At 73.2% G+C, this 12,375-nt stretch carries 8 protein-coding genes; 2 read left to right on the top strand and 6 right to left on the bottom strand.

Going from position 1 to position 12,375, the window contains the following annotated elements:
• Nucleotides 1-70: 70 nt before the first annotated feature.
• From ACIOGX_RS19985 to ACIOGX_RS19970, 4 genes are all read right to left on the bottom strand, one after another.
• A complete protein-coding gene (locus ACIOGX_RS19985) occupies nucleotides 71-919 on the bottom strand; it encodes a 1,4-dihydroxy-6-naphthoate synthase (protein WP_129767065.1) in 849 nt (282 codons plus the stop codon).
• Complete coding sequence (locus ACIOGX_RS19980; RefSeq protein ID WP_356515050.1) at nucleotides 916-1,668, bottom strand: futalosine hydrolase; 753 nt, start codon at nucleotides 1,666-1,668, stop codon at nucleotides 916-918. Before ACIOGX_RS19980 ends, ACIOGX_RS19985 begins: the two co-directional genes overlap by 4 nt.
• Before the next feature lie 63 nt (nucleotides 1,669-1,731).
• Entirely contained in the window at nucleotides 1,732-2,211 is a 480-nt protein-coding gene (locus tag ACIOGX_RS19975) for a DUF2771 domain-containing protein (protein WP_129767063.1), read from the bottom strand.
• Between the two features lie 108 nt (nucleotides 2,212-2,319).
• Complete coding sequence (locus ACIOGX_RS19970) at nucleotides 2,320-3,681, bottom strand: MFS transporter (protein WP_356515052.1); 1,362 nt, start codon at nucleotides 3,679-3,681, stop codon at nucleotides 2,320-2,322.
• A 513-nt stretch (nucleotides 3,682-4,194) separates the two neighbouring features.
• On the opposite strand from ACIOGX_RS19970, the gene ACIOGX_RS19965 reads away from it, so the two are divergent.
• Complete coding sequence (locus tag ACIOGX_RS19965; RefSeq protein WP_356515054.1) at nucleotides 4,195-5,145, top strand: DUF3027 domain-containing protein; 951 nt, start codon at nucleotides 4,195-4,197, stop codon at nucleotides 5,143-5,145.
• 739 nt (nucleotides 5,146-5,884) lie between these two features.
• Nucleotides 5,885-9,010: a sacsin N-terminal ATP-binding-like domain-containing protein gene (locus ACIOGX_RS19960; RefSeq protein ID WP_401914807.1), complete on the top strand. Its 3,126-nt coding sequence runs from the start codon at nucleotides 5,885-5,887 to the stop codon at nucleotides 9,008-9,010.
• 75 nt (nucleotides 9,011-9,085) lie between these two features.
• Here ACIOGX_RS19960 and ACIOGX_RS19955 read toward each other — a convergent pair whose 3' ends face one another.
• Together ACIOGX_RS19955 and ACIOGX_RS19950 are read right to left on the bottom strand one after the other, a co-directional pair.
• Nucleotides 9,086-11,452, bottom strand: a complete 2,367-nt coding sequence (locus tag ACIOGX_RS19955) for an HAD-IC family P-type ATPase (RefSeq protein ID WP_356515189.1) — start codon at nucleotides 11,450-11,452, stop codon at nucleotides 9,086-9,088.
• Between the two features lie 420 nt (nucleotides 11,453-11,872).
• A complete protein-coding gene (locus tag ACIOGX_RS19950; protein ID WP_401914804.1) occupies nucleotides 11,873-12,196 on the bottom strand; it encodes a DUF2530 domain-containing protein in 324 nt (107 codons plus the stop codon).
• Between the last annotated feature and the right edge of the window lie 179 nt (nucleotides 12,197-12,375).

The following is a 12,375-nucleotide window of genomic DNA, read 5'->3' as shown; positions in this document are numbered from 1 at the left end:
ACGCGTGCCCCGGGCGGCGGCCGGCCGGACGGTCCGGACACGGGACCACGGCGGTGACCGGCCGGGCGGATCAGACGAAACGCAGCGCGTCGTGGCCGAGAGGCGGTACGAGCCCCTCGGCCGCGGCGCGGGTGAGCAGCCCGCGGACCGCCGCGTAGCCGTCCTCGCCCAGGTCCGCGGTGAACTCGTTGACGTACAGCCCGATGTGCTGGTCCGCGACCGCCGGGTCCATCTCCTGGGAGTGCGCCAGCACATACGGCCGTGAGGTCTCCGGATCGTCCCAGGCCATCCGTACCGACCGGCGGATCGACCCGGCCAGCAGCTGGAGCGCCTCGGTGCCCAGCGAGCGCTTCGCGATGATCGCGCCGAGCGGGATCGGCAGCCCGGTCGTGGACTCCCAGTGCTCGCCCATGTCGGCGAGGCGGTGCAGCCCGTAGTCCTGATAGGTGAAGCGCGCCTCGTGGATGACGAGTCCGGCGTCCACCTTGCCGTCGCGTACCGCGGGCATGATCTCGTGGAAGGGCAGCACGACGACCTCGCCCACCCCGCCCGGGAGCACATCCGCCGCCCACAGCCGGAACAGCAGATAGGCCGTGGAACGCTCGCTCGGTACGGCGACCGTCCTACCGGTCAGATCGGCGCCCGGCTCCTTCGTCAGGACGAGCGGGCCGCAGCCCCGGCCCAGCGCGCCGCCGCAGGGCAGCAGGGTGTACTCGTCCAGGACCCAGGGCAGCACCGCGTACGAGACCTTCAGTACGTCGAACTCCCCGCGCTCCGCCATGCCGTTGGTGATGTCGATGTCCGCGAACGTGACGTCGATGTCGGGCGCGCCGGTGACCCTGCCGTGCGCCCACGCCTCGAAGACGAAGGTGTCGTTGGGGCAGGGCGAGTAGGCGATCTGCAACGGCTGCGGGGTCATGACGGCTCCTCGAATACGGGGGTGAGCAGCGTGAACGCGTACCGCAGCGCGTCCAGCGCCTCGCCGATCCGCCAGCCGGCGCGGTCGCGCGGGCCGACGGTGTTGGAGATCGCGCGGATCTCGGCGCACGGTACGGAGTGGGCGGCGGCGGCCTCCGCGACCCCGAAGCCCTCCATCGCCTCGGCGGCGGCGCGCGGATGACGCGCGGTCAGCTCGGCGGTACGGGCGGCCGTGCCGGTCGCCGTCGTGACGGTGAGGACGGGCGCGAGGACCGAGCGGACCCGCGGATCGGCGTCCAGGACCTTCGACAGCCGGGCGGTCAGCGCGGCCGGCGGCGCGTGGACGCTACGGCCGAACCCCAGCTCCTCGACCGGCAGATAGCCGTCGGGAGAGTCGGCGCCCAGATCCGCGGCGATGATCGTGTCCGCGACGACGAGCGAGCCGAGCGGGGCGTGGGGCGCGAAGCCGCCGCCGATACCGGCGGAGATGACCAGATCGTACGGAGGGTCGTACGGGGAGGCCGCCAGCGCCGTCGCCGTGGCGACCGCGGCGGCCACCGGTCCCGCGCCGCCCGCTAGGACCTCCACCACCGGTATCCGCACGGACCCCGGCCGCGGGGTGAACTGCGCGTGGGTCGTCATCTCGTACCCACCCGTCAGCTCCCGGACACCGGCGCCCGCGAACCGGTCGAGGCCCGCGGCGACGGAGTCCGCCTCCGCGGCCACCGCCGTGACGACAAGTACACGCATGGCGGGAGCCTCCAGGGGCGCCCGGCCTCCGGGGCCGGACCGGCCGCCGGATCACCGGGTCGGTCAGGAATTCTTCTTGAACTCGAAGTGCCAGATGCCGGTCAGCGTCTTGCCGTTGGTCTCGACGATGCTGACCTGCGTGTCACTCGTGGTCTCGCCGGTCTGGGTGGAGAAGAACGCGTTGCCGGGGATGGTCCGGTAGGTCTTCTTGTACGGCTCCTGCTCGGCCTGCTGGCCGTTGATGAAGAGCGTCCAGCCGTGCTCGGCGATCGTCGGGTCGACCCCGAAGTGGACCTTGTCGTCCATCGAGATCTCGACGACCTTCTCCGCCTTCTTGTTCAGGCAGGGCTGGATGTCGGCGGTCTTGATCGCCTTGCCGTCGTTGTAGCAGGCCGCCGCGGTGTTGATCGAGTTGTCACCGACCGTCACGGTCGCGAGCGGCGTCGGCTTTTCACAGGCGGCGAGGACGAGGAGCCCGGCGGACACCGCGCCGAGGGCGACGCCTGCCCGGCGGGACCTACCAGAGAAGAACGCAACGGTCATGGGGCGAAGGCTATCGGTCGCCCGCGCCCACGCCGCGAGGGGGTACGGCGAGCCGTCGACCGGACGTACCCGGGCGCGTGGGGCGGGCCGCCGCCGCGCCGGGCCGCGTCACGCGACGCGCGCGTGGGCCGTGCCGCGACGGGCCGCGGTCAGCAGTCCCCGCGCGGCGGTGACCGCCCCGATCCCCACGATCGCCGCGGCGACCGACATGCCCAGCACCCCGTTGAGCGGCAGCGCGATACCGATCGCGCCGCCCACCACCCAGGACATCTGGAGCAGCGTCTCGGAGCGCGCGAAGGCGGAGGTCCGTACCTGCTCGGGAACGTCCCGCTGGATCACCGCGTCCAGGGACAGCTTCGACAGGGCCTGGGTGAAACCGGCCACCGCGCACAGCACCGCCATCATCAGTCCGCCGAAGAGCAGCGCCGCGACGATCGCCGCGGTGAGGGCGATGCCCAGGACCGTGGCGATGATCAGTTCGGGACCACGGGCCTTCAGCCAGGCGCCGACCGCCGTGCCCAGGGCGTTGCCCGCACCGGCGGCGACGCCCACGATGCCCAGCGAGACGACGGCGCTGTGACCGAACAGCGGATGCTCGCGCAGCAGGAAGGCGAGGAAGAAGGTCAGGAAGCCCGAGAGGGCGCGATGGGACGCGTTCGCCTGGAGGCCGTGCAGCACCGCCGGACCCACCGTACGCAGCGACGGCTTCCGCTTCTCCCCGTGGGCGACCGTGACCAGCCGCGCCCTGCGCTCGCCCTTCGCGGAGTCCACCTTGCCCGGCAGCGTGAACGCCAGGAACGTACCGGCGAGAAAGATCAGACACGCGCCGTACAGAGGCCACTTCGGACCGATCTGATGCAGCCCCGCGCCGATCGGCGCCGCCACGCCGGTCGCCAGCAGCCCGGCCAGCGTGACCCGGGAGTTGGCCCGCACGAGCGAGAAGCGGGGCGGCAGCAGCCGGGGCACGACCGCGCTGCGGACCACCCCGTACGCCTTCGACGCCACGAGCACCCCGAGCGCGGCGGGATACAGCTCCAGACTGCCCGTTATGACGGCCGTCGACATCAGGATCGCGAGCGCGGCCCGGGTGAACATGGCGCAGGCCATGGCGGCCCTGCGGCCGTGCGGCAGACGGTCGAGGAGCGGGCCGATGACGGGGGCGAGCAGGGTGAAGGGCGCCATCGTGACGGCGAGATAGAGCGCGACGCGGCCCCGCGCCTCGTCCGTCGGCACGGAGAAGAAGACCGTGGACGCGAGAGCGATGGTGATCATGACATCGCCCGCGCCGTTCACGGCGTGCAGCTCGATCAGCTTGCCGAGACCCGACTCACCCGCGCCGTGCGCGTGGGTGGCCTTGCGGATCCACCTCGCCCCGGCCGCGAAAGGGAGCCGCAGGGCATGACCGATGGCCCGCCCGGTCCTCCGGAGCGGGCCGGCCGTACGCGTGTCGGACGACCTCACGGCTGTCACCTCGTCATAGTGCCCCAAGGGCCCCTGGTGCGAACCGAACCCGAGCATGACGGGGCCGTGACGCTGCCATGACGGACGAGCCGGCGCGGGTCACCGGCGAGCCGGAGGGAGTTCACCGGCCGGTACCGGAGCGAGGGGGTCCGGCGCCGGGGCGACGGACGCGCCCGGAATCTCTCCCGGGTGGTCTCCCGGGTGGATCCGAACACATTGTCGGCCTCCCACCATGGGGTTTCTCCGGGTCACGGCCTGGTTGCGGTGTGGTCCGAAGTCCGGGAAAGGCGGCGTGCAGGTGGGCGGGGGGCGAGAGAGGGGGTAGCGTGCGTAGCGCGCCACCGGCGGTTGTTCTCGGCCGCGCGCCTCTTCGTCATCCCGCAGAATGGATAACGATAGGTGTGCCCGAGAAGAGATCGGGCGTGGACGTCGATGCGGCCCTCAGGTCCGCTCCGCCCTCGGCTCGTACATCGCGAATCGGCCGGCGCACCCGTGAGACGGCGTAGGAGAGAAGCGAGACCTGTGAGTGCTGCGACGACGCGAAGCCGAACCCCCGACCGCCTGTGCGCCGAGGCGGTAGACCTCGCCAGGTCGGCTGCCGAGGAGGCCGCCGCGCCCGGCGTCGTCGGGGAACATGTCTCGGTGGTGGCGGACGGGGACCGGGTCGTCACGCACTTCTTCGAGTGCAAGGAGCCCGGTTACCGGGGCTGGCGCTGGGCGGTGACGGTCGCGCGGGCATCCCGCGCGAAGGTCGTCACGCTGGACGAAACGGTGCTGCTGCCCGGCCCCGACGCCCTGCTGGCCCCCGAGTGGGTCCCCTGGAGCGAACGGCTCCGGCCCGGCGACATGGGCCCCGGCGATCTGCTGCCCACCGAGGCGGAGGACCTGCGGCTGGAGCCCGGCTACTCCGGCGCGGACGCACCGCCGCCGAACTCGGTACTGCCGGACGTGGTGACCCCGCAGAACCTCGCGGACCTCGTCGAGGCGGAGGACGCGGGACCGGAGACCCCCGAACCGGCCGGCCGCGCGACGGACACGTCGCCCGCGCCCGAGCGTGGCTCGATCGCCTCGGTCGCCGAGGAACTCGGCATGCGCCGGGCACGGGTGCTGTCGCGGTACGGGCTGCACGCGGCGGCGGACCGCTGGGACGAGGCGTTCGGCGCGAAGACCCCGATGGCACAGGCAGCGCCCGCACCCTGCGTGACCTGCGGCTTCCTGCTGCCGCTCGCGGGCTCGCTGCGGCAGGCGTTCGGCGTCTGCGCGAACGAGTTCTCGCCTGCGGACGGGCGGGTCGTGTCGCTGGCGTACGGGTGCGGGGGGCACTCGGAGGCGGCGGTGATGCCGAAGCCGCCGAGGCGGGCGGCGCCGGTGCTGGACTCGATGGCGACGGACGCGTTTCCGCTGAGACCGTCGCCGGACAGCGGATCGGTGGTCACGACGGAGGACGACTCGGAGGACCTGGGCCACTCTTAGCCTTCCGGCTGGGGGTCGTGGGGCGGGGTGCGTTTCGGCGGGGGCCGGTTTTCGTGTGCGGGTTGCCTCGCCGGGGCTCGCGTCCGGGACTGCATGCTGTGCTTTTCCGGGGAACACCCCCGGACCCCCGTACGGCGCGACTCTGCCCGATCGATGGTTCGGGCGTTCGCGCGCCACACATCACGCTCTACGTCCCGGACACGACCCCTGCGCGCCCCCCTTCACCGCCCGCACAAGCGGCCCGGCCGTGCGCGAGGGCAGTCAGGAAGGGCGGATGCGCCCTCCCACACCGGGCCAGGGTGGCGAGTGGCGAGGCCACCGGACTGCACCAGCCCACTCATCTCCACCGGGACGGCGATTGGCCGGGGCCACCGGGCCGCACTCGACCCCACACCCCCCACCAGGTCGGCGGGTTGTGGGGGACCACCGGCGGGAGGGGGTCGGGGGCGTAGGAGGTGCGTGTTCGGACACTAAAGCGTGATTTGTGGCGCACGGACGCCCGAACCATCGTCAGGGCAGAGTCGCGCCGTAAATCATGCCGTCCGGACATGTACCTCCGGAGACCCCGGCCCCCGGCCCACGACAACGCAACCGCAACCCGGCGACCGCACCGCACCCCCCGCCGGAGGCGCACCGCACCCCCCGCCGGACGGCGCACCGCCCCCGCACCCCCGCCGGACGGCGCCTCGCGGTACCTTCGGCCCGCACGTACGCGACAGCGAAAGAGCGGAGTCACAGCGTGAGCGTCAGGACCACCGAAGGGGCCGACCCGTTCGGGACGGCCCGGCTGCGGCGTGGGGTGCTCGATGCCTGGGGTGCCAGCCCCGCGCGGTTCCGGGAGGACGCCAACGCCGAGGAAGACCTCGCGCTCGGCGGCTACCGCGACCGGCTCGTCATCGAGCTGGCCCAGAACGCCGCCGACGCCGCCGCCCGCGCCGGCGTGCCCGGCCGGCTCAGGCTGACCCTGCGTCCCGGCGGCCCCGACGCCACCGCCCCCGCCGTGCTCGTCGCCGCCAATACCGGCGCGCCGCTCGACGCGACCGGCGTCGAGTCGCTCAGTACGCTGCGGGCCTCGGCCAAGCGCGAGGGGCACGAGAGCGCCGTCGGCCGGTTCGGGGTCGGGTTCGCCGCCGTGCTCGCCGTCAGCGACGAGCCCGCCGTCATCGGACGGCACGGCGGGGTCCGCTGGTCGCTCGCGGAGGCCCGTGAGCTGGCCGGGCGGGTCGCCCAGGCGAGCCCCGGGCTCGGGGACGAACTGCGGCGCCGTGACGGGCACGTACCGCTGCTGAGGCTGCCGCTGCCGGCGGAGGGCACGGCCCCCGACGGGTACGACACGGTGGTGATCCTGCCGCTGCGGGACGGCACCGCCGCCGATCTGGTGGCGCGGCTCCTCGCCGGGGTCGATGACGCGCTGCTGCTGACGCTCGCCGGACTCGCCGAGGTCGTGATCGAAACCCCGGACGGGGAGCGGGTGTTGCGCCGCTCACAGGACGGGCCGTACGTCGACGTGGACGACAGCGCGGACGGCGCCACGCACCGCTGGCGGGTCGTCGGTCACCAGGGCGCGACGCCGCCCGCGCTGCTCGAAGGGCGGCCCGTCGAGGAGCGGCTGCGGCCCCACTGGTCCGTCACCTGGGCCGTGCCCGTGGACGGCGAGGGCGCCCCGGTGCGGCCCCGTACCGCGCCCGTCGTGCACGCGCCGACGCCCACGGACGAGCCGCTCGGTGTGCCCGCGCTGCTGATCGCCTCGCTGCCGCTCGACACCACGCGGCGCCATCCCGCGCCGGGACCGCTCACCGACTTCCTGGTCGGGAAGGCGGCCGACGCGTTCGCGGAGCTGCTGCGGGGCTGGGAGCCGGTCTCGACCGGCACCATCGATCTGGTGCCGGGCCCGCTCGGCAAGGGTGAGCTGGACGGCCGGCTGCGGGCCGCGATCCTGGAGCGGCTGCCCCGGGTGGCCTTCCTCGCCCCGGCGGCTCCGAGCGAGGAGCTGACCGCGCTGCGGCCGTTCGAGGCGGAGGTCGTGGAGGGCGCGGGCGCCGACACCGTGAGCGTGCTGGCGGAGGTGCTGCCGACGCTGCTGCCCGCCGGGTTCGAGCGGCGGGTGGAGTTGCGCACGCTGGGCGTCGGGCGGCTGCCGCTCGGCGAGGCCATCGAGCGGATCGCGGGCGCCGAGCGCCCGCCGGCCTGGTGGTGGCGGCTGTACGAGTCGCTCGCGGGCGTCGATCCCGAGCGGCTGTCCGGGCTGCCGGTGCCGCTGGCCAATGGGCGTACGACGATCGGGCCGCGCCAGATCCTGCTGCCGCTGCCCGACGCCGTGGGGTCGGCCGAACTGGCCCGGCTGGGGCTGAAGGTGGCGCATCCGGAGGCCGCGCATCCGCTGCTGGAGAAGCTGGGCGCGCTGCCCGCCACGCCTCGTGCCGTACTGACGACCCCGCAGGTGCGCGCGGCGGTCGCCGCTTCGCTGGACGCGGGCGAGGTCTGGGACGAGGACGCCGACACGCCCGACGCGGAGGAACTCGCCGAGATCGTGCTCGGTCTCGTACGGGACGCCGGTCTGGAGGCGGGGGACGAGCCGTGGCTCGGCGCGCTGGCGCTGACCGACGAGGACGGGGAGCTGGCGCCGGCCGGTGAACTGGTGCTGCCCGGCGGCTCGTTCGCGTCCGTGCTCCGCGAGGGCGAACTCGCCTTCTGTGACGCGGAGCTGGCCGAGCGCTGGGGCGGGCAGCCACTGGCCGCGTGCGGTGTCCTGGCGGACTTCGCGCTCGTACGGGCCACGGACGTCGTGCTGGACCCCGATGAACTGGAGCCCCGCGAAGGGGACTTCGCCGAGCCCGACGACGCCGGGCTGCTGGACGCCGTCGACGTGTGGTGCGAGGACGTACTGGACCGGCTGCCGGAGACGCCCGTACCGCCGGTCGCGACGGAGATCGTGGCCGTACGGGACCTGGACCTGGTCGACGACGACGCGTGGCCGCGGGCGCTGGCGCTGCTGGCACGGCCGCCGCTGCGGGACGCGCTGACCCAGTCCGTACGGGTGCTGCTGCCGGACGGTACGACGGAGGCGGTGCGTTCGTACACCGCGTGGTGGCTGCGCGACCATCCCGTACTCGACGGGCGCCGCCCGGCCGGACTGCGGGCCGCGAGCGGTGACCCGCTGCTGGCGGGGCTGTACGACTCCGTGGACGCGACGGGCTTCGACGACGCGCAGGTGCTGCGGGCGCTCGGGGTACGGACCTCGGTCGCCGCGCTGCTGGACGAGCCCGGCGGCGCGGCGGAGCTGCTGGGGAGGCTGGCCGAGCCGGAGCGTGAGGTGAGCCCGGAGCAGCTGCTCGGGCTCTACACGGCGCTCGCGGACCTCGATCCCGAGCAGGTGACGCTCCCGGACGAGCTGCGCGCGGTCGTCGACGGCGAGGTACGGGTGGCCGACGCGGCGGACGCGGTGATCGCGGACGCGCCCGATCTGCTGCCGCTGGCGGGCGGGCTGCCGCTGCTGCCGGTGTCGCCGGCCCGGGTGGGCGAGCTGGCCGACCTGCTTCAGGTGCGGCGGCTGAGCGAGGTGGTGGCCGGTGCGGCGGAGGTGACGACGGAGGGCGAGGAGCACACCGTCCCGGAGTCCGTGCGCGTACTGCTCGGCGCGGTCACCCCCGACACCTATGTGGAGCACGAGGAGCTCCTCGTGGGCGGCGTCGAGCTGGACTGGCGCCGCACGCCGGACGGAGTGCTGCACGCGGCGACGCTGGAGGGTGTGGCGGCGGGGCTCGCCTGGGCGGCGGGCCAGTGGCCGAGGCGCTTCGAGGTGGCGGCGCTGCTGGAGGATCCGTCGCGGACGGCGGAGCTGGCCAGGGACCGCTGGTTCGACTGACGGGGGCCGTCGGCCGGCCGGCGGCCGGCTCCGGGAGAAGTGCCCCGGCGCCGCCACCTCGCGGGGCGCCGGGGACTATGCCGTGAATCTGCGGCCCACCCACCGCCAGCAGAACTCCAGCGCCGCCGCTGCCACCACCGCGATGGCGACCGCCGTCCACGGCATCGTCGTACCCACCAGTCTCAGCGCGAAGAAGTGCTGGAGCCACGGCACGGCCAGCACCACCAGGAACGCCACTCCCATGGACACCACCAGGCCGATCCGCCACCAGGTGTAGGGGCGCGCCACGATCGCCAGCACCCACATGGAGACCAGGAACAGCGTGAGCGTGGCCGCGCTGGTCTCCGCGTTCAGGGCGCCGGGGCCCGAATAGTGGCTCCGGGCCAGCAGATACGTGACGAAGGTGGCGATCGCCGCGATGACCCCGGAGGGGATCGCGTACCGCATCACCCTGCGAACGAAGTTCGGCCGCGCGCGCTCGGTGTTCGGGGCCAGCGCCAGGAAGAACGCCGGGATGCCGATCGTCAGCGTGGAGAGCAGCGTCAGATGGCGCGGCAGGAACGGGTACTCCACCTGGAAACAGGCCACCAGGATCGCCAGCAGCACCGAGTAGACCGTCTTCGTCAGGAAGAGCGTCGCCACGCGCGTGATGTTGCCGATGACCCTGCGGCCCTCGGCGACCACCGACGGCAGCGTCGAGAAGCTGTTGTTCAGCAGCACGATCTGGGCGACGGCGCGCGTCGCCTCCGAGCCCGAGCCCATCGAGACGCCGATGTCCGCGTCCTTCAGCGCCAGGACGTCGTTGACGCCGTCCCCGGTCATCGCGACCGTATGCCCGCGTGACTGGAGCGCGCCGACCATGTCGCGTTTCTGCTGGGGGGTGACCCGGCCGAAGACCGCGCCGGAGTCGAGCGCCTCGGCCATCTCCGCCCGGTCGGCGGGCAGGTGGCGGGCGTCGACCGTGTGCTCCGCGCCCGGGAGGCCGAGCTTTCCGGCCACGGCGCCGACCGAGACCGCGTTGTCGCCGGAGATGACCTTGGCGGCGACGTCCTGTTCCGCGAAGTAGGCGAGGGTGTCGGCGGCGTCGGGCCGCAGCCGCTGCTCCAGGACGACGAGGGCGGTCGCGCGGGCCCCGGAGGCGGCGTCGGGGGCGTCCAGCGCACGGTCGGTGCGGGCGAGCAGCAGGACGCGCAGACCCTGCTGGTTGAGATGGTCGATCTCGGCGAGCGCGGGATCGTCGGAGGCCAGCAGCACATCGGGCGCGCCGAGCAGCCAGCGGGAGGATGCGCCGGCCGGCTCGCCGAAGGCGGCGCCGCTGTACTTGCGCACGGAGGAGAAGGGCAGCGCCTGCGTGACGGGCCACCGCCCGCTCTCGTCGCGGTACGCGTCGACGATCGCCCGGAGGCTGGCGTTCGGGCGCGGGTCGGACTGCCCGATCGCGCCGAGGACCTGCCGTACGTACGTCACGTCCGCGCCGTTCAGCGGGCGCAGCTCGCGGACGTCCATCCCGCCCTCGGTGAGCGTGCCCGTCTTGTCGAGGCAGACGACATCGACGCGCGCCAGCCCCTCGATGGCGGGCAGCTCCTGTACCAGGCACTGTTTGCGGCCGAGCCGGATGACCCCGATCGCGAAGGCGACGGAGGTCAGCAGGACGAGGCCCTCGGGGATCATCGGGACGATGCCGCCGACGGTCCTGGCGACGGAGTTCTTGAAGTCGTTCTGTTGGACGACCAGCTGGCTGATGATCAGTCCGAGGGCGGTCGGGATCATCATCCACGTGACGTACTTCAGGATCGTGCTGATGCCGTTGCGCAGCTCGGAGTCGACCAGCGTGAAGCGGGACGCCTCCTCCGCGAGCTGCGCGGCATAGGCATCGCGCCCGACCTTGGTCGCCCGGAACGCGCCGCCGCCCACGACCACGAAGCTGCCGGACATCACCTGGTCGCCGGGGCGTTTCAGCACCGGATCGGCCTCGCCGGTGAGCAGCGACTCGTCGACCTCGATGCTGTCGGCCTCGACCATCTCGCCGTCGACCACGACCTTGTCACCGGGGCCCAGTTCGATGAGGTCCCCGAGGACGATCTCACTGGTGGAGATCCCGGCGGAGACGCCGTCACGCCGTACGGTCGGCTTCGCCTCGCCGATGACCGCGAGCCCGTCCAGGGTCCGCTTGGCGCGCCACTCCTGGATGATGCCGATCCCGGTGTTGGCGATGATCACGAAGCCGAAGAGGGTGTCCTGGATCGGCGCGACGAAGAACATGATCACCCAGAGCACGCCGATGATCGCGTTGAAGCGGGTGAAGACGTTGGCGCGGATGATCTCGGAGAGCGAGCGGCTGCTGCGGACCGGGACGTCGTTGACCTCGCCGCGGGCGATATGCCGCGCCACCTCGGCGGCGGTCAGACCGCTGTGGCGATCGCTCGGCCGGGGCGGCCTCATGGGGTGTACGGGGTCGAGTTCGGCGCCCGCGTCGACGACCGGGCCACCGGAGCCGGACGGGCCGGTGGGGTGGGCGGGGTCGGTCGGGTCTGTCGGACCGGTCGGGTCGGTCGGACCGGTGGGGCCGGTGGGGCCGGTGGGGCCGGTGGGGTCGGTCGGGCCGTGAGATCCGCGGCCGTGCGGCTCGGGGCCATGGGGCTCGGGGCCGTCGGTGTCGATCTTCGCCCGCTGCGTCATGGTTTCGACGGTACGGCCGGCCGCGCGCGTTCACCCGCCGGCCGGGGGGAAGATCCGACCGGGGAATGAGGCGAATCGTCCTCCGGCGGTACGGCGAGGGGGCCGGGGACGCGACTTTGGCCGGGGGCGCGGTCGGGGTCGGGCGCGGTCAGGGGCCTGGGGCGCGGTCGGGGTCGGGCGCGGTCAGGGGGTGGTGCCGTGAGGGTGGTCGGAGCCGTCCGTCCCGTCTGTCCCGTCCGGCGTGTTCGCCGCCGCGGCTGCCGCGCGCTTGATCGCCGCGTCCCGTCCCCGTACGTACCAGATGCCGATGAGCCCGAGCCCGCCGCCGGCGAGGCAGGTCCAGATCCACCAGGTGTGCCCATGGTCACTGAACCAGCCATAGAACGGGAGCTGGAGAAGGAAGAGGGCGAACCAGATGATCGTGCCGCCCGTGATGGTGCCGACGACCGGCCCCTCCAGGGGCTCGGGCGCCGCACGCCGGGGAGTTCCCGTCCAAGAACCGGTCATGCCGGTCAGTCTATGCGGGGCCTCCAGGGGGCCGCGGAGGTGGGCGTGGGAGGGGTCTACGCGCGGAGATAGCGATCTTCGACTCATGTATTCATACTGAAACGGTTTCTTGCTGACTGGATTTGTTCGTTTGAATGTCCAAGTCCGGCTGGATTTCGCTCGCTCGTCCGCTCATTCCT

The sequence above is a fragment of the Streptomyces sp. NPDC088147 genome (assembly GCF_044741565.1).
In the GTDB taxonomy this organism is placed as follows: Bacteria; Actinomycetota; Actinomycetes; order Streptomycetales; family Streptomycetaceae; genus Streptomyces.
This window is presented reverse-complemented; position numbering and strand designations above follow the sequence as displayed.

What these genes read in the sequence shown, in the direction of transcription:
- ACIOGX_RS19985 (WP_129767065.1), bottom strand. Translation starts at nt 919, where the DNA reads ATGACCCCGCAGCCGTTGCAGATCGCCTACTCGCCCTGCCCCAACGAC.
- ACIOGX_RS19980 (WP_356515050.1), bottom strand. Translation starts at nt 1,668, where the DNA reads ATGCGTGTACTTGTCGTCACGGCGGTGGCCGCGGAGGCGGACTCCGTC.
- ACIOGX_RS19975 (WP_129767063.1), bottom strand. Translation starts at nt 2,211, where the DNA reads ATGACCGTTGCGTTCTTCTCTGGTAGGTCCCGCCGGGCAGGCGTCGCC.
- ACIOGX_RS19955 (WP_356515189.1), bottom strand. Translation starts at nt 11,452, where the DNA reads ATGAGGCCGCCCCGGCCGAGCGATCGCCACAGCGGTCTGACCGCCGCC.
- ACIOGX_RS19950 (WP_401914804.1), bottom strand. Translation starts at nt 12,196, where the DNA reads ATGACCGGTTCTTGGACGGGAACTCCCCGGCGTGCGGCGCCCGAGCCC.